Source organism: Sphingomonas tabacisoli, assembly GCF_042678385.1.
GTDB lineage: Bacteria > Pseudomonadota > Alphaproteobacteria > Sphingomonadales > Sphingomonadaceae > Sphingomonas_B > Sphingomonas_B tabacisoli.
Map to the genome: position 1 here is coordinate 830,575 of NZ_JBHUDY010000001.1, position 16,834 is coordinate 847,408.

A 16,834-nucleotide genomic window follows, 5' to 3' on the forward strand; every position below is an offset into this window, starting at 1 on the left:
GCTCAGGCCGAACGGGGCGTGGGACACGATGGAAGACTCGCGCTTACTTGCCGAAATCGACCGTCGGCGCCTGGTCCGCATTGGGCGTGGTCGCCTGGAACGGCACCAGCGGCTTGGCGCCATAGACCAGCTTGGCGCCGACCGCGTCGGGGAAGGTCCGGATGCGCGTGTTATACTCGCGCACCGCCTCGTTATAGTCGCGGATCGTGATGTTGATCCGGTTCTCGGTGCCTTCGAGCTGGCTCATCAGCGTCTTGAAATTCTCCTGGCTCTGGAGCTGCGGATATTGCTCCTGCAGTCGCTGCAGCGGCAGGATCGTCGCGGACAGCTTCGCCTGCGCCTCGTTGAAGCGGGCCATTGCCGCCGGATCGCTCAACTGGTCACCGCTCACCGTGATTCGCGTCGCGTTGGCGCGTGCTTCGGTGACGTCGGTCAGGATCTTGCCTTCGGAGGCCGCGGCGCCCTTGGCGGTCGCGACCAGGTTGGGGATCAGGTTCGCGCGGCGCTGATAGGCGGCCTGCACGTCGGCCCATTTGGCCTTCGCGACTTCCTCCGATGCCGGCACCGAGTTGATGCCGCAGGCGGAGATCGACAGCATCACGGCAGGGGCGGCAAAGGCGGCGAACAGGCGAGAATTCATCGATGGTCCTCCAGGTGTATTGCAGGGGGAATACAGCAGCGCCGCCGCCCCCGCAATCGGTCTTGCTTTCGGCTGCGTAACGGGGAAGTCTCGGCCCGCGTTCCACGGGGGGCAGGAGGGCTCGCCAATGTTCAAGGGTTTCCGGGATTTCATCGCGCGCGGCAACGTGCTCGATCTTGCCGTCGCGGTCATCATCGGTGCGGCGTTCGCGACGATCACGACATCGCTGACCGAAGACATCATCATGCCGATCATCAGCGCGCTGACCGGCGGCCTCGATTTCTCCAGCAAGTTCATCCTGCTGGGGCATGTGCCGGACGGCTATACCGGCTCGCTGACTGATTATCCCGCGCTCAAAAAGGCCGGCGCGGTGATGCTGGGCTGGGGCAAGTTCGTGACCGTGGTCATCAACTTCCTGATCCTGGCGTTCATCATCTACCAGCTCGTCCGCGCCGCCACGCGCATGCAAAAGCCCAAGGACGAAGCACCGGCCGCGCCGCCCGAAGAAGTCGCGCTGCTCCGCGAAATCCGGGACACGTTGAAGGCGCGCGGCTGACCGCCTATATCGGTGCTGCCGGTTTCGGCCGGCTATGGCGATAAACTGCGGCGTGTCATAGGCGCAGCGGACCCGGGGGCAGTACCCGGCGGCTCCACCAGAAGCTTCGCGCAAGCGATGCTCCTGACGGGGCCGAACCAGGATCGACGTGTGTTGAAAAGCGCAGCTTTCGCTCGGAATGGGACCACCGTGACGGCCCATACACAAGTGCCAACGACAACGAGGCGCTCGCAATTGCGGCCTAACCCAAGACCTCACGGTCTAGGTTAGATTCGACAAAAGCGCGGTTCGGGCCGCACCGGGCAACAGAAGCGGATTCCAGCGGTACGGGGAGCACCGGGCAACAGAAGCTCCCCACTTTCTCGCTTCCGAACGGAACGAATCCAGGGCCTTGCGCGCTCGGATTCACATAAGTTTGGAGTCTCCCATGCGACGGCATCTCATTGCTTTCTTGGTCCCCCTGGCGCTGGCCGCGTGCAGCGGCGGCGGCAAGGACAAGATCGCCGACAAGGTGGAGGATAATGCGAACAATCGCGCCGAGGCCATGGACGAAGCGGCCGACACGATGACCAACGCACTTCAGGCGAATGCCGTGGAGCAACAGGCGAACATCGTGCGCAGCGCCGGCCATGATCGCGCGGAAGCGATCCGCGAGTCGGATCTTCCCGCCGACAAGCTGACCGAAAATCAGAAGAATGCGATCGTCGCGGGCAAGGGCGTGGGAACGCCCGCGCCATCAAGGCGTTGACTCCGCGTCACTCGACAGGACCGAAAAGAAATCCCGAGGCTTCGGGTCGCACAGGCCGGCGTTTCTCACCGAAACGCCGGCCGCTTCGCGTCAGGGCACGCGTCGGATCGATCCGGCGAAGTCGCTGTCCAGGTCGACGACGTCTTCGAGCAAGACGTCAGGCCGCCGATCCGGCGCCACGTTGCGAAACCGCACGCCCTTCAGGCTGAGCCCTTCGACGTGGCGCGCGTAAAGCCCCGCTGCGGGCAGCGGTCCGAACATCGGCGCGTGCGGATAATCCCCTTCGGCTTCGGGAACGGAGGTCGGGGCCGCCGTGCCACCTCCCTGCATCGTGATGTCGATGTTGCTCAGCGACACGCCCCGCACCGGGTGGCCGGGAATACCCGTGATCGAAGAGGCGAGCGACCCACCGGTCGCGACGATATTCGCGAACTGCACGCCGCTCAACTTTCCGGGAACGGGCTTGGTCTGTCCGCGCCCGCGATTGCCGAGCCGCAGGAAGAAGGGTGTGGCGGCGTCGCGAATGACGATGTTCGACACGATAAGGTTCTCGAAACTGGCGCCGTCCACCATCGAGAAAGAGAGGCCCGCTGTCGGCGCGCGGTAGATCGCCGGCGCATGGTAGATCAGCGCGTTCGCAATCAGGATATCGCTGAAATCGCCTTGGCTTTCGGTGCCGATCTTGATGCCCTGATCGTCTGACGAGCAGATCACGCCGGACACGATGACGTTGCGCACGGGGGGCGTCGGGCGGCCGCGCCGCGCCGTCGTCTTCAGCACCACGCAATCGTCGCCGGCCTCGATATCCACGTCGCTGATCAGCACGTTGCTGCTCGAATCGATATCGATCGCATCGGTGTTGGGACCACGTCCGTCGTTGCGGATGGTGACGCCTCGAATGCGAATGTCCGACGATTCGAGCGGATGGATGGTCCAGCCAGGCGCGTGCCGGATCATGACGTTTTCGATCCTCACACCGACAGTGTCCACGGTCTCGATGAGGGGAGAGGGACGCGCCCTGCGTGCAATCCAGCCACGCTGGGGGTCGCTGTCCCAAAAGGCGCGGTCGTTGCCGTCGATCGTGCCGCCACCGTCGACCGCGACATCGCGCGCCTTCTCGGCATGGATCAGATGATAGGGGCCGTTGCCCTTGTTCTGCGTGCTTCCGTCGACGAAGATCGCCGGCACGTCGGTCGCGGGATACGGAGTGTAATCCTCGATGCGCGGCGAGCCCAGCAGGACAGCGCCGGGCGCGATCCGCAGAGTCACATGGTCCTTCAGTACGATCGTGCCACTGACAAAGGTTCCACCCGCAAGCAGCACGACGCCACCTCCGCGTCCGGCGCAGGCGTCGATCGCCCGTTGGATCGCACCGGTATCCAGCGTGCGTGCGTCGCCGCGCGCGCCATAGGCAGTCGCGGCGCAAATGCTGTCGGCCTGCTTTTCGGTCGCCGCCGCGACTGCAGGCGCGTTCCAAAGGCCCAGGGCAAGAGTCAGGCTCATGATTTCGCTCTTCATTTCGGCTCCGTAGCACCGCTTTGATCGAATTTCCGCGCGCTTCTGATGGAGTTTAATCGTTTCCCTCCGTGCTTCGGCGGCGCCTAATCTCTCTTCGACCCAGCAGAGGAGAGGACGACATGGACGCAGTGACAAGCGGCAGCCCCTTGAGCGATCCAGGCCGGGAGCCGGCAGCCCTCCGAACCCTGCTTGGCCGCACCAATCGCGACTGGTGGCCCAACCAGCTTTCCCTCGACATTCTTCATCAGCACGGCCGTTCCGGCAATCCGATGGGCGACGGCTTCGACTACGCGAAAGCGTTCAAGTCGATCGACTATCAGGCGCTGAAACGCGACCTCACTGCGCTGATGACCGACAGCCAACCCTGGTGGCCGGCGGACTATGGGCATTACGGCCCCTTCTTCATTCGCATGGCGTGGCACTCGGCCGGCACTTACCGCACCGGCGACGGCCGCGGCGGCGCGTCGTCGGGCACGCAGCGCTTCGCCCCGCTCAACAGCTGGCCGGACAACGCCAATCTCGACAAGGCGCGCCGCCTGCTCTGGCCGATCAAGCAGAAATACGGCCGCAAGCTCTCCTGGGCGGACCTGATGATTCTCGCCGGCAACGTCGCGATCGAATCGATGGGGGGCCCGACTTTCGGCTTCGGCGGCGGCCGCGAGGACGTTTGGGAGCCCGAGAAGGACATCTATTGGGGCACCGAGGAACTCTGGGTGAACCAGGGCTCGCCAACCCGCATCGATGAGGAAGCGGGCAGGGCGCTCGAAAACCCGCTCGCCGCGATCCAGATGGGCCTCATCTACGTCAATCCGGAGGGCCCCGGTGGCAACCCCGATCCGCTGCAATCGGCGCGCGACATCCGCGAGACGTTCGCCCGGATGGCGATGAACGACGAGGAGACCGTTGCGCTGACGGCCGGCGGCCACACCTTCGGCAAGTGCCACGGTGCCGGCGATGCGTCCAAGGTCGGCGCGGAACCGGAAGGCGCCGACATCGCCCAGCAGGGCCTTGGCTGGCAAAGCGGCCACCAGAGCGGCATCGGCGACGACACCATCACCAGCGGCCTCGAAGGTCCCTGGACGCCAACGCCGATCCAGTGGTCGAACAATTATTTCCGGATGCTGCTCGAATACGATTACGAGCTGGTGAAGAGCCCGGCCGGCGCGCAGCAATGGCAGCCCAAAAACCAGAAGCCGGAAGACCTGGCGCCGGGCGCGCACAGCCCGAACCGCCGCGTCCCGACGATGATGACGACCGCCGACATGGCGTTCAAGATGGACCCGAAATACCGGGAAATCTCGGAACGCTTCTACAAGAACCCGGCGCAGTTCGCCGACGCCTTCGCCCGCGCCTGGTTCAAGCTTACCCACCGCGACATGGGGCCCAAGGCCCGTTACCTCGGTCCGGAAGTCCCTTCGGAGGATCTGATCTGGCAGGATCCGATCCCCGCCGGTCCGAAGCTCGGCGAAGCCGATGTCGCCACGCTCAAAGGCAAGATTGCCGCCTCAGGCCTCAGCGTCGCGCAACTCGTCAAGACCGCCTGGGCGTCGGCTTCCACTTATCGCGACTCGGACAAGCGCGGTGGCGCGAACGGCGCCCGCGTCCGCCTCGCGCCGCAAAAGGACTGGGAGGTCAACGAGCCTGCCGAGCTCGCCAAGGTGCTGAAGGTCTATGAAGGCATCCAAAGCGATTTCGGCGGCAAGGTCAGCCTCGCCGACCTGATCGTGCTTGGCGGCAATGTCGGCGTCGAGCAGGCTGCGAAGGCTGCCGGCCACGACGTCGCCGTGCCTTTCACTTCGGGCCGCGGCGATGCGACCGAGGCGCAGACCGACGCGCACAGCTTCGAGCCGTTGGAGCCCAAGGCGGAAGGCTTCCGCAACTACCTTCAGACCCGCTTCAGCGTGCCTACCGAGGAGCTGCTCGTCGACCGCGCGCAACTGCTCGGCCTTACCGCGCCCGAGATGACTGTCCTCGTCGGCGGTCTGCGCGTTCTCGGCGCCAATCATGGCGGGTCGAAGCATGGCGTGTTCACCGACCGGCCCGGCCAGCTCACCAACGACTTCTTCCGCAACCTGCTCGACATGGGCACGGCCTGGAAGCAGGTCGAAAAGGGCGGCGACGAGGAATTCGTCGGTACTTGCCGCAAGACCGATCAGCAGAAATGGACGGCGACGCGAACCGATCTCGTGTTCGGCTCCAACTCGCAGCTCCGCGCGCTTTCCGAAGTCTATGCGGCCGACGATGCCGGCGAGACCTTCGTCAAGGAGTTCGTGAAGGCCTGGGCGAAAGTGATGAACGCCGATCGCTTCGATCTCGCCAAAGCCTGAGCTATAAGGTCCGCCGCGGCGTTCGCGCGCCGCGGCGGGAGCGGGAGAGGATGCACCGGCGGGATATCGACAGGCTCGATCCGTCGAGCGCCTATTGGGTGCCGGCGGTGGTATCGCCGATGCGCGACTGGTCTGGCGCGCCCGGCTGCCGTCGCGGCGCCCGTTTCCTGGTGAACTCGTCCACGCTTGCCGCCAGCCGCGACGAGTTCGATACCTTCGACAGCCAGCTCATGTGCCTCGAATGGATCATGAGCCACCGCGCCGACCTTCACCGCGCCCTTCCCGGCGGCGCCATCCGCGCGGTCCGCCTCGATCGCTGGCTGCTAGGGCTGGATTGAGGCGCGCGGCCTGCGCCAGATTCCGTTTTACCAACATCGATCAGTTCTTTACTGGCTGACGCCACGGCGCGGGGGCGACGTGGAGAAGACGACCGAATGACTGACCGCGAGGATGCGGCGTCGACCGGCATCAAGGGACTGGACGACACACTGGGCGGCGGCTTGGCCCGCGGCCGGCTATTTCTGCTCGAAGGCGCGCCGGGCACCGGCAAGACGACCGTCGGCATGCAATTCCTGATGGCAGGGGCGGCGGCTGGCGAGCCCTGCCTTTACATCACCTTGTCCGAAACCGACGGGGAGCTGCGTTCCAGCGCCGCCTCGCACGGTTGGGCGCTGGACGGCATCGACCTGTTCGAGCTGGTTCCCCCTGAAAGCCTGCTGGACGAAGAGCAGCAGCAGAGCCTGCTTTACTCTTCCGATCTGGAGCTGGGTGAAACGACCCGGCGCATCTTCGAAACCTTCGAGCAAGCAAAACCGAAGCGCGTGGTGCTCGACAGCCTGTCCGAGATTCGGCTGCTGGCGCAAAGCTCGCTCCGCTACCGCCGGCAGATTCTCGCGCTGAAGCATTATTTCGCGCGGCAGGACGCAACCGTGTTGATGCTCGACGACCTGACGGCCGACGTCAACGATGGCACGATGCACAGCGTGGCGCACGGTGTGATCCGTCTGGAAGAGCTTGCCCCGGAATATGGCGCCGAGCGGCGCCGGATGCGGGTCGTCAAATATCGCGGCCGGCGCTTCCGCGGCGGCTACCATGATTTTGCCATTGAGACGGGCGGCATCCGCGTCTTCCCGCGCCTCGTTTCCGCCGAGCACAAGTCCAGCTTTGCGCGCGATGTCCTCCCCAGTGCATCGCCCGAGTTGAATTCCTTGCTCGGGGGCGGTGTCGATCGTGGATCGAGCATCCTCGTCCTGGGACCTGCCGGCACCGGCAAATCGCTGCTCACGCTCACCTTCATTCAGCAAGCCGTCGCCCGGGGCGAGCGCGCGGCGATGTTCGTGTTCGATGAAGAAGTGGGCCTGCTGATCGAGCGCGCGAAAGGGTTGCGGATCGACCTCGCCGCGATGATGCAGGCCAAAACGCTGGTTCTCGAACAGATCGATGCGGCCGAGCTGACGCCTGGCGAGTTTTCCGAACGCGTGCGGAACTGCGTCGATGTGCACCAAGCGCGCACCGTCATTATCGACAGCATCAACGGCTATCAGGCGGCCATGCCGGGTGAGCATGCGCTCATCCTGCACATGCACGAACTGCTGCAGTTCTTGAACCGGCAGGGGGCGACGACTTTCCTGACCGTCGCGCAGCATGGTCTTGTCGGCGACATGCAGGCGCCGGTCGACCTCACTTATCTGGCTGACACGGTCATCCTGCTCCGTTATTTCGAAGCCACTGGCCGCGTGCGGCGCGCCATGTCCGTGATCAAGAAGCGCACGGGCTCGCATGAAGACACCATTCGCGAATACCGGATCGACAGCCGCGGCATCACCCTTGGCGAGCCGCTGACCAACTTCCACGGCGTGCTGCGGGGCGTGCCCACGCTGGTCGGCGACGGACCGCCCCTGCTCGAAGCGGCGGACGCTTGAAGCGGACGACCGTCTCCGAACGCGCGCTGGTGCTGGCCCCCGGGGGCCGCGATGCGGCCGTTGCTTGCGCCATGCTGCACGAAGCGGGGATCGACGCCGATCCCTGCTCCACGCTCGGATGCCTGCTCGAGGAACTCGACAAAGGCGCCGCCCTGGTTGTGGTGACGGAGGAAGCGCTCGCCACCTCGGACCTTCATCCGCTCTCCGGTTGGATCGAGAGCCAGCAGGAATGGTCGGACCTGCCGTTCGTGCTGCTGACCCAGCGCGGCGGCGGGCTCGAGCGCAACCCCTCGGCCAAGCGCTATCTCGACGTGCTCGGCAATGTCACCTTTCTCGAGCGCCCGTTCCATCCCACGACGCTCGTCAGCCTTGTCCAGTCCGCACTCCGCGGCCGCCTGCGGCAGTATGAAGCGCGCGCCCGATTGCAGGCGCTGCGCGATGGCGAGGAGCGCTACCGGACCCTGTTCAACTCGATCGACGAAGGCTTTTGCGTCATCGAGTTCGTCGACGGCCCGCACGGCCCCTTGAGCGACTATGTGCATGTCGAGGCGAACCCCGCCTATGAGCGGCACGCCGGCATCCCGAACGTGGTCGGGCAATATGTCCGCCAGATGGTGCCCGACGAAGCCGATGGCTGGGTCGAGCTGTACGGGAGCGTGCTTCGCACCGGCGAGCCGATCCGCTTCGAGCGCGAGCTGGTCGCGACCGGCCGGCATCTGGAGATCGCTGCGTCCCGCGTCGAACCCCCCGAACGACGGCAAGTGGCGGTACTGTTCCAGGACATCACGCACCGGCGCGAAGTCGAAGAAGCGCTCGCCGCCAGCGAAGCCAAATTCCGCGCGATCACCGATTCGATCGACCAGATGATCTGGTCGACGACGCCCGACGGCTATCACGATTATTTCAACCAGCGCTGGTACGACTATACGGGCGTGCCCGAAGGCTCGACCGACGGCGAGGCGTGGAACGGCGTCTTCCACCCCGACGACCAGGAACGCACCTGGGCTGTGTGGCGCCATAGCCTCACCACTGGCGAGCCCTATCATATCGAATACCGCCTGCGGCACCATTCCGGCCAGTATCGCTGGGTGCTCGGCCGAGCCTTGCCGGTGCGCAACGCGGCGGGGGAGATCGTGCGCTGGTACGGAAGCTGCACCGACATCGACGACGAAATCCGCGCCCGCGAAGTGCTCGCCCAGTCGCACGAGGAGCTGGAGCGTCTCGTCGCCGAGCGCACGGCCGAGCGAGAGATCGCGCTGGCCCAGCTCCACGAGGCGCAGAAGCTGGAGACGGTCGGCCAGCTGACCGGCGGTGTCGCGCACGACTTCAATAACCTGTTGACGCCGATTACCGGCGCGCTCGACCTGCTCAACCGCCGCGACAACGACGCTCGCACCGCCCGGCTGATCGACGGGGCGCTGCAATCGGCGGAACGCGCGAAGACGCTGGTGCAGCGGCTCCTCGGTTTCGCCCGCCGCCAGTCGCTCCAATCCCGCCCCGTGGACCTCGGCACCTTGGTCGAAAGCATGCGCGACCTGATCGCCAGCTCGATCGGCCCGTCCGTCGAGCTACACATCGCCGTCGCGCCCGACATGCCCCCGGCGCAGGTCGATCCCAACCAGCTCGAGCTCGCCGTCCTCAATCTCTGCGTCAACGCGCGCGATGCGATGCCCGATGGCGGCGTGCTGACGGTCGCGGTCGAGCAGGCCGTCGTCGGCCCGCACAGCACGCCCGGCCTTGCCCCTGGCGCCTATATCCGCATGTCGGTGATCGACACCGGCATCGGCATGGACGAATCGACGCTCGCCCGCGCGATCGAGCCCTTCTTCTCGACCAAGGAGATCGGCCGCGGCACGGGCCTCGGCCTCAGCATGGTGCACGGCCTCGCGGCCCAGCTCGGCGGCTCTTTCGCCCTTTCGAGCGTGCCGGGGGAGGGCACGCGCGCCGATCTCTACCTGCCGCTTGCGCCCGCCGGTGCGCATGCCGAGGGTGTGCGCCTGTCGGGCAAGACCGTCGATCCCGGTCAGCCGCTCTCGATCCTGCTCGTCGACGACGAAGAACTCGTCCGCGCCGGTACGGCGGAGATGCTCCGCGATCTCGGCCACACGGTAACCGAAGCCGCGAGCGGCCTTGAAGCGCTGGCGATCCTCGGCACGATCCCGACGCTCGATGCGGTCGTCACCGACTACATGATGCCGCGCATGAACGGCGCCGAGTTGGCCGAGCGGCTGCGCGAGCGCGTGGCCGATCTGCCCGTGCTCATCATCACTGGCTATGCCGGCGGCGATCTGGAGCTCGACTTCCCGCAGCTCGCCAAGCCTTTCCGCCAGGCGGACATCGCCGCGGCGCTGCGCCGGTTGACTGCCCGCGGCAGCAACATCGTCAGCTTCTCGCGCAAGCGCTGATTGGTCAGGCGCCGGTGGCGATCAGGCCCGCAACCGAACGGCCGACGATCTCCAGCGTGTAGGGCTTCTGGATCACTGTCCGGCCGCGATGCTGCTGCGGGATTTGCGCCTGCTCGCCATATCCGGTCGCGAACATGAAAGGGATTTTCAGCTCCAGCAGCCGGTCGGCGATCGGGAAGCTGTCGCCATTGCCCAGGTTGATGTCGAGAATGGCGAGCGTCGGCGGATCGCTTTCGATGAGGTCGAGCGCAGCCTCGACCGACGATGCCGTCATCACCGTTTCGGCGCCCAGCCGGTTCGCGATGTCTTCGGCGTCGAGCGCAATGATCAGGCTGTCCTCCACCAGCAGCAGCCGCTGGCCGGCGAGCACATGCGGCGGCGCGTCGGTCAGGCGGCCCGACGGAGCGACGGGGAACGTCACGATCGGCAGGCTGCTGGCGCCGGGCTGGGCGACATGGCGCTCGGGAATGCGGAACCGGGCTTCGATGCCTTCAGGCCGATAGTCGACGCTGGAATCGCCGCCCAGATCATAGGGCACCGACCGCGTGATGATCGTCGTGCCGAACCCTTGCCGCTTCGGCTGGGCGACAGTCGGCCCGCCGGACTCGGTCCAGGTCAGGCAGAGGTCGCCGCTTTCGTTGCGCTGCCAGGCGATCGTCACTGACCCTTGAGCAACCGAAAGGCTGCCATATTTGGTCGAGTTGGTGACCAGCTCGTGGAACACCAGCGCCATCGTCGAAAACGCCTGCGGATTGAGCAGCACCGGCTCGCCCTCGACATGGATGCGCTCCGCTTCATGCTTGAAAACCGCCGTCTCGGCGTCGATCAGCGCGCGCAGCGGCGCGGGCCCCCAATGGTCCTCGGTGATCTGGTTGTGGGCGCGGGCGAGCGCGTGGATGCGCCCGTCTATCATACCGACAAAGCCGCGCGTTTTCTCGTCGGTCGGCTGCGACTGACGGATCAGCCCGCGAATGACGCCCAGAATGTTGCGCACCCGGTGATTGAGCTCGGCAATGAGCAGTTCCTGGCGCGCATGCGCTTGCTGCCGCTCGGCCGAGGCGTCGTCGGCCAGCCGCAGCACAACCTCGATCAGCGTCGCGCGCAGTGTCTCGGCCACGCGTTCCTCGGATTGCGTGAACGGCAGCGAGCGGCCGCGCACCAGCTCCTTCCACTCGTCAAAGCTTTCGCGCGGGGTAAGCCGCGGCCCGTTCGGGCCGTAACTGACCGGCTTGTGCGGATCGCCCGCCCAGCGCACGGAGCGGATCATCTCCGACCGGAACAGCACGACATAATCGCGCGGCGAGCGCGAGATCGGAATCGCGAGCAGCCCCGACGCGGCTGGCGCGAACGGTGCCGCTTCTTCAATCAGGTCGCTGATGCGGTCGGTTGCGAAAACCCGGCCTGCCGCCGTCGCGTTCAGCGCGCGCACGATCCGGCGGAAAGCGTCGCTCGGCGGCGTCGAGCCGGAGAGCGCATAATTCCCCGCCAGCCACACGCCGACGCCGTCCGCCGGGATGGCATGCGTCAGGATGTCGGCCAGCCAGTCCGGATCGCGCAGCAGCGCTTCGTCCGATGCGACCGCGCCCAACAGTTGGTCGGAAATGTCCCGCGCGCGCCGCTCGAACTCGACGGTCTCCTTCCGCTCCCGGCTTTCCAGCCGCATCGAGAACATCTGTGAGAACAGCTCGCTCGTCGCGCGCCGCTCGAAGCTCGGCATTCGCGGCGAGTAATGGTGGCAGGCGAACAGCCCCCAGAGCTTCCCATCCACGATGATCGAGATCGACAGCGACGCTTCGACCCCCATGTTCTTCAGATACTCGATATGGATCGGCGACACCGATCGCAGCACGGACAGCGACAGGTCGAGCGGCTCGCCCTTCTCGTTGAGCTGCGGCACGACCGGCACGGGCGTCGCGTTCACGTCGGCGATCACGCGCAGCAGGTTGCGCATGTAGAGAATGCGCGCCTGTTGCGGGATGTCGCTCGCGGGATAATGCAGCCCAAGGAAGCGGCCGATACCCGCCTTGCACGCTTCTGCCACCACTTCGCCGGACCCGTCGGGCGCGAAGCGATAGACCATCACGCGGTCGAAGCCGATCAGCGCCCGAACCTGGCGCGCGCCTTCGCGGTAGAAGGCGTTCATCGTGTCGCACTGATCCAGCCGCGAGATCATCGCGCGGACGGTGCCGGTCACGTCGCCGGGCACGTCCTTTGCCGGCTCCGCCTCCACCACGATATTGTCGTTGGACAGGTGGATAGCGACATCGAAGCGCCGCCGGTCGCCCATCAGCGCGACGTCGAATTGCCGTTCCACCGCGTCCACGCCGCGCAGCAGGGTCACGCGGTTTCTCAGGTCATGGATCGCCTTGGTCGTGAAGAAGTCGGCAAGCGGCCGCCCGATCGCATCCTCGGGCGTCACGTGGAGGAAATCCGGCAGGTTCGCGGATGTTCGCGCCACGATCCAGTCCAGGGTCAGCGCGATCAGGAACCCGTTGGGCTGGATCGCGCCCAAGATGTGGATCGGCTCGCGGTCGCAATTGGTCAGGTCGACCTGCGGAGGGGCGTTCATCAACTCGCCTTCAGATAGCGGCGGCCGCTGCGTTCGAACGCGTCGAAAGCGGCATGGGCGGCGTCGATCGCCGATTGGCGTGCAGTGTCGCTGGTCAGCGACCGCTCCAGCACGTCGACAAGGCCGCGCCACAGGCTGGACGACCCCGGCTCGAGATAGGCCTGCGGAAATGCGGACGGCACGCTCCGCCGCAGATACGCCGCTCCCAGCCGCGAGCCTTCCAGCACATACAGCGTGCCCAATGCCGCCGCGTCGTTCGCCAAGGGGCGAACCGCCTCCGGCTCCGGCTCATCCAGTGCAAGCGCCGCCAGGTCGTCCCGCAGCCGATCCGCGCGCCGCCGCTCAGGCCAGTCCGCCAGCACACGCTCCGCAAAACCCGCATCCAGCGCCCGCTCCAGCGGCAGATGCGCCGCCGCCTGGGCAAGCAGGAATCGCCGATAGCTGATCGGATCGTTCAGATCGAAGCCCGAGAATATCTCGTCGACCCGGCGGTGATTGTCATTGGTGGCGGCACGCAGCCTGGCACGAACGTCTTGACGCATAAGCCCTTTTGGAAAGCTGGCCGACGCGCACGCAAGACCGTTGCAAGCCGGGAGATGGATGACCCCGCGCGCTAACGCAGGTTAGTCTCCGCCGGTTCCCTGCCGCATGCGAATAAACATGCCAAGAGCCTATCTCCTGCTCTGGCCCGCCTTGTCGCTCTCGCATTTCGCACTTAGGCTGATGTGCAGTTCCGTTGCGTCGCCGTCGGTGCGTTACGTCAATCCGCTCCTGGAAGGAGCGATTGTGGAGGGGAACTATTCATGACAGCCATCGCTCGGGCCGCGCTTGCGGCCGCCATTGTTGCATTCGCGTCCGCCGCCGCGCTCGCGCAGGACGCGGCAAAGGTCGACCCCAAACACTATAAGGTCTTGATCGACAACGCGCAGGTGAGGGTGCTGCGGATCCACTATGGCCCGCACGAATCGAGCGTGAAGCATTCCCATCCCGATGCCGTCGTCACCTATCTGACCGACGGGCGGACGAAGATGCTGCTCGGCAACGGGAAGACAGTGGTGAACACCGGCAAGAAGGGGGACGCCGTCTGGACGCCGGCGGGCGTTCACACGCCCACGAACATGAGCGACGTCCCGTTCGAGGCGATCCTGGTCGAGCTGAAACGGCCGGCCGCCCGCTCCGGAAAATAGCTCAAGCGAAAAAGGCCCCGCGGTTTCCCGCGAGGCCTTTTTGTTTCGGTCAGGCGCGAAGCCCGTCCCTTACTCGTCGCCGCCCTTCAGGAAGGCCGGCGCGAACTCGGGCTCGGGGCCTTCGTCGCGACCGCCTTCCGGACGATCGCGGCGCGGGCCACGATCGCCGCGGTCGCCACGGCCTTCGCCGCGCTCACCGCCGCCTTCGCGGCGCGGACCACGGTCGCGGTCGCCGCCACGGCCGCCATCGCGACGGCGGTCGCCGTCACGGCGGGGGCCGCGATCGCCACGATCGGCGCGCGGACCGCGGTCGCCGCCTTCACGCGGTTCGCGCGGGGGGCGGGTGTCTTCCAGCTCGGCGCCGGTTTCCTGATCGACGACGCGCATCGACAGGCGAACCTTGCCGCGGCCGTCGATCTCGAGGACCTTGACCTTCACTTCCTGGCCTTCGCTCAGGACGTCAGCGACGTTCGCCACGCGCTCGTTCTTGATCTCCGAGACGTGGACCAGGCCGTCCTTGCCGCCCATGAAGTTCACGAACGCGCCGAAGTCGACGATGTTGACGACCTTGCCGGTGTAGATCTTGCCGACTTCCGCTTCCTCGACGATGCCGAGGATCCACTTCTTCGCGGCCTCGATCTGCGAGAGGTCGGACGAGCTGATCTTGATCACGCCTTCGTCGTCGATGTCGACCTTGGCGCCGGTGGTGGCGACGATCTCGCGGATCACCTTGCCGCCGGTGCCGATGACGTCGCGGATCTTCGACTTGTCGATAGTGATCGTCTCGATGCGCGGGGCATGGGCCGACAGTTCCTCGCGGGTGTGGTCCAGCGCCTTCGCCATTTCGCCGAGGATATGCGCGCGGCCCTCGCTCGCCTGGGCAAGCGCGGTCTTCATGATCTCTTCGGTGATGCCGGCGATCTTGATGTCCATCTGCAGGGACGTGATGCCCTCGCTGGTGCCCGCGACCTTGAAGTCCATGTCGCCCAGGTGATCCTCGTCACCCAGGATGTCGGAAAGGACCGCGAAATCCTTGCCTTCCAGGATCAGGCCCATCGCAATGCCGGAAACCGGCCGCTTGATCGGCACGCCCGCGTCCATCAGCGCAAGGCTGCCGCCGCACACCGTCGCCATCGACGAGGAGCCGTTGCTCTCGGTGATGTCGGAGGTGACGCGGATCGTGTATGGGAACTCTTCCTTGGTCGGCAGCACCGCGTGCAGCGCCCGCCAGGCGAGCTTGCCGTGGCCGACGTCGCGCCGGCTCGGCGCACCGAAGCGGCCCACTTCGCCGACCGAATAGGGCGGGAAGTTATAGTGCAGCATGAAGTGCTCGTAATGGAGCCCGTTCAGCCCATCGATCATCTGCTCGGCGTCCTTGGTGCCAAGCGTGCAGGTGGCGATGGTCTGGGTCTCGCCGCGCGTGAACAGCGCCGAGCCGTGGGTGCGAGGCAGGAAGCCGGCGATCGCCTCGATCGGGCGAACCTGCTTCGTGTTGCGGCCGTCGATGCGGGTGCCGTCCTTCAGGATCGCCTGACGGACGATTTCGGCTTCCAGCTTCTTGGTGAGCTTGATCGCCGCCATCTGGTCCTGCGGCGATTCCTCGGTGAACGCCGCCTTCGCCTTGGCGCGGGCTTCGTTCAGCGCGTTGGAGCGCTGCGACTTGTTGGTCAGCTTGTAGGCCGCGGCGATATCGGCGCCGATCAGGTCCTTCAGCTTCTTCTTCATCGCCGACTGGTCGGCCTGCTCGGCCATGTCCCAGGGGTCCTTGGCGGCCTGCTCGGCGAGATCGATGATCGCCTGGATGACCGGCTGGAAGCCGCGATGCGCGAACATCACCGCGCCCAGCATGACGTCCTCGGACAGCTCCTTGGCTTCCGATTCGACCATCATCACCGCGTCGTGCGTGCCGGCGACGACCAGGTCGAGCTGGCCTTCGTCGATCTCGGCGTCGGTCGGGTTGAGCTGATACTCGCCGTCCTTGTAGCCGACGCGCGCGGCGCCGATGGGGCCGAGGAACGGCACGCCCGACAGAGTCAGGGCGGCGGAGGCGGCGATCATCGCCAGGATGTCGGGCTCGTTCTCGCCGTCATACGACATCACCTGCGCGATGCAGTTGATCTCGTTGTAAAAGCCTTCGGGGAACAGCGGGCGCACCGGGCGGTCGATGAGACGGGAGACGAGCGTCTCCTTCTCAGTCGCGCCGCGCTCGCGCTTGAAGAAGCCGCCGGGGATGCGGCCGGCAGCGGCGTATTTTTCCTGATAGTGCACGGTCAGCGGGAAGAAGTCCTGGCCTTCCTTGACCGATTTGGCGGCCGTGACCGCGCAGAGAACCACGGTTTCGCCGAGGGTCGCGAGCACCGCGCCGTCGGCCTGACGGGCAACGCGGCCCGTTTCGAGTGTCAGGGTTTTTCCGCCCCACTCGATCGATACAGTTTTCTTGTCGAACATTTGGTTTCCTTCATCCGCGGGACCTTCCCGCGGGGCCTGTGTGGGCCCCCACGAAAGTAATACTTTCGTGGGACCACGTGTGTGAGCCTTGTTGGCTCCGGGAGCTCAGCCTTATTGCCGCTCTCCCGTCACCCCGGCCTTGAGCCGGGGTCCCGCTTCCTTTCAGTAGAAGAAGCGGGATGCCGGATCGGGTCCGGCATGACGAAAGGGGCGACCCGAACGGGCCGCCCCTTGTCGTTATTTCCGAAGGCCGAGCTTCGCGATCAGTGCGGTGTAGCGCTCGGCATCCTTCTTGCGCAGAAAGTCGAGAAGGCTGCGGCGCTTGTTGACCAGCATCAGCAGACCGCGGCGCGAGTGATTGTCCTTCGCGTGGGTCTTGAAGTGCTCGGTCAGGTTCGAAATGCGTTCGGTCAAGATCGCGACCTGCACTTCGGGGGAACCGGTGTCGCCCGACGCGCGGGCATTGTCCTTGATCAGCGCTTCCTTGCGCTCTGCAGTGATCGACATCGTCGTC

At 65.7% G+C, this 16,834-nt stretch carries 13 protein-coding genes and 1 other RNA gene; 8 read left to right on the forward strand and 6 right to left on the reverse strand.

Going from position 1 to position 16,834, the window contains the following annotated elements; all coding sequences use genetic code 11:
• Positions 1-43 precede the first annotated feature (43 nt).
• Entirely contained in the window at positions 44-640 is a 597-nt protein-coding gene (locus ACFSCW_RS04615; RefSeq protein WP_380887364.1) for a LemA family protein, read from the reverse strand.
• Between the two features lie 127 nt (positions 641-767).
• On the opposite strand from ACFSCW_RS04615, the gene mscL reads away from it, so the two are divergent.
• From mscL to ACFSCW_RS04630, 3 genes are all read left to right on the forward strand, one after another.
• Positions 768-1,196: a large conductance mechanosensitive channel protein MscL gene (gene mscL, locus ACFSCW_RS04620; protein ID WP_380887366.1), complete on the forward strand. Its 429-nt coding sequence runs from the start codon at positions 768-770 to the stop codon at positions 1,194-1,196.
• Positions 1,175-1,516: a transfer-messenger RNA gene (gene ssrA / locus ACFSCW_RS04625) on the forward strand. Before mscL ends, ssrA begins: the two co-directional genes overlap by 22 nt.
• A gap of 107 nt (positions 1,517-1,623) precedes the next feature.
• Positions 1,624-1,944, forward strand: coding sequence for a hypothetical protein (locus tag ACFSCW_RS04630; RefSeq protein ID WP_380887368.1), 321 nt, complete (start codon positions 1,624-1,626; stop codon positions 1,942-1,944).
• Positions 1,945-2,034: 90 nt separating this feature from the next.
• Here the strand turns inward: ACFSCW_RS04630 and ACFSCW_RS04635 are convergent, their stop codons facing one another.
• A complete protein-coding gene (locus ACFSCW_RS04635; RefSeq protein WP_380887370.1) occupies positions 2,035-3,462 on the reverse strand; it encodes a glycoside hydrolase family 28 protein in 1,428 nt (475 codons plus the stop codon).
• A gap of 119 nt (positions 3,463-3,581) precedes the next feature.
• Here ACFSCW_RS04635 and katG point away from each other — a divergent pair, with 119 nt between their 5' ends.
• The 4 genes from katG (at position 3,582) to ACFSCW_RS04655 (ending at position 10,116) form a co-directional block, all read left to right on the forward strand.
• On the forward strand, positions 3,582-5,789 hold the full coding sequence (gene katG, locus ACFSCW_RS04640) for a catalase/peroxidase HPI (protein WP_380887372.1): 2,208 nt from the start codon (positions 3,582-3,584) through the stop codon (positions 5,787-5,789).
• Positions 5,790-5,839: 50 nt separating this feature from the next.
• On the forward strand, positions 5,840-6,127 hold the full coding sequence (locus tag ACFSCW_RS04645; protein ID WP_380887374.1) for a hypothetical protein: 288 nt from the start codon (positions 5,840-5,842) through the stop codon (positions 6,125-6,127).
• A gap of 96 nt (positions 6,128-6,223) precedes the next feature.
• Positions 6,224-7,711 (forward strand): ATPase domain-containing protein, encoded by a 1,488-nt coding sequence (locus ACFSCW_RS04650; protein WP_380887376.1) that lies wholly within the window; start codon positions 6,224-6,226, stop codon positions 7,709-7,711.
• Positions 7,708-10,116, forward strand: a complete 2,409-nt coding sequence (locus tag ACFSCW_RS04655) for a PAS domain S-box protein (protein WP_380887378.1) — start codon at positions 7,708-7,710, stop codon at positions 10,114-10,116. The genes ACFSCW_RS04650 and ACFSCW_RS04655 overlap by 4 nt, the downstream gene beginning before the upstream one ends.
• 4 nt (positions 10,117-10,120) lie before the next feature.
• Here the strand turns inward: ACFSCW_RS04655 and ACFSCW_RS04660 are convergent, their stop codons facing one another.
• The gene (locus tag ACFSCW_RS04660) at positions 10,121-12,685 is read right to left on the reverse strand and encodes an HWE histidine kinase domain-containing protein (protein WP_380887380.1); all 2,565 of its coding nucleotides are present in this window, start codon (positions 12,683-12,685) and stop codon (positions 10,121-10,123) included.
• Positions 12,685-13,227, reverse strand: a complete 543-nt coding sequence (locus ACFSCW_RS04665) for a biliverdin-producing heme oxygenase (RefSeq protein ID WP_380887382.1) — start codon at positions 13,225-13,227, stop codon at positions 12,685-12,687. The genes ACFSCW_RS04660 and ACFSCW_RS04665 overlap by 1 nt, the downstream gene beginning before the upstream one ends.
• A gap of 261 nt (positions 13,228-13,488) precedes the next feature.
• Here ACFSCW_RS04665 and ACFSCW_RS04670 point away from each other — a divergent pair, with 261 nt between their 5' ends.
• A complete protein-coding gene (locus ACFSCW_RS04670) occupies positions 13,489-13,872 on the forward strand; it encodes a cupin domain-containing protein (protein ID WP_380887384.1) in 384 nt (127 codons plus the stop codon).
• Between the two features lie 69 nt (positions 13,873-13,941).
• Here the strand turns inward: ACFSCW_RS04670 and pnp are convergent, their stop codons facing one another.
• A complete protein-coding gene (pnp, locus tag ACFSCW_RS04675) occupies positions 13,942-16,320 on the reverse strand; it encodes a polyribonucleotide nucleotidyltransferase (RefSeq protein ID WP_380887386.1) in 2,379 nt (792 codons plus the stop codon).
• A gap of 237 nt (positions 16,321-16,557) precedes the next feature.
• Positions 16,558-16,827, reverse strand: coding sequence for a 30S ribosomal protein S15 (gene rpsO / locus ACFSCW_RS04680; RefSeq protein WP_380887388.1), 270 nt, complete (start codon positions 16,825-16,827; stop codon positions 16,558-16,560).
• Positions 16,828-16,834: the final 7 nt, after the last annotated feature.

Excerpts from the sequence above, each read along its gene's own strand:
- ACFSCW_RS04615 (WP_380887364.1), bottom strand. The coding sequence starts at position 640 with ATGAATTCTCGCCTGTTCGCCGCCTTTGCCGCCCCTGCCGTGATGCTG.
- ACFSCW_RS04650 (WP_380887376.1), top strand. The coding sequence starts at position 6,224 with ATGACTGACCGCGAGGATGCGGCGTCGACCGGCATCAAGGGACTGGAC.
- ACFSCW_RS04660 (WP_380887380.1), bottom strand. The coding sequence starts at position 12,685 with ATGAACGCCCCTCCGCAGGTCGACCTGACCAATTGCGACCGCGAGCCG.
- ACFSCW_RS04635 (WP_380887370.1), bottom strand. The coding sequence starts at position 3,462 with ATGAAGAGCGAAATCATGAGCCTGACTCTTGCCCTGGGCCTTTGGAAC.
- rpsO (WP_380887388.1), bottom strand. The coding sequence starts at position 16,827 with ATGTCGATCACTGCAGAGCGCAAGGAAGCGCTGATCAAGGACAATGCC.
- ACFSCW_RS04670 (WP_380887384.1), top strand. The coding sequence starts at position 13,489 with ATGACAGCCATCGCTCGGGCCGCGCTTGCGGCCGCCATTGTTGCATTC.
- pnp (WP_380887386.1), bottom strand. The coding sequence starts at position 16,320 with ATGTTCGACAAGAAAACTGTATCGATCGAGTGGGGCGGAAAAACCCTG.
- ACFSCW_RS04665 (WP_380887382.1), bottom strand. The coding sequence starts at position 13,227 with ATGCGTCAAGACGTTCGTGCCAGGCTGCGTGCCGCCACCAATGACAAT.
- ACFSCW_RS04630 (WP_380887368.1), top strand. The coding sequence starts at position 1,624 with ATGCGACGGCATCTCATTGCTTTCTTGGTCCCCCTGGCGCTGGCCGCG.
- ACFSCW_RS04645 (WP_380887374.1), top strand. The coding sequence starts at position 5,840 with ATGCACCGGCGGGATATCGACAGGCTCGATCCGTCGAGCGCCTATTGG.
- katG (WP_380887372.1), top strand. The coding sequence starts at position 3,582 with ATGGACGCAGTGACAAGCGGCAGCCCCTTGAGCGATCCAGGCCGGGAG.
- mscL (WP_380887366.1), top strand. The coding sequence starts at position 768 with ATGTTCAAGGGTTTCCGGGATTTCATCGCGCGCGGCAACGTGCTCGAT.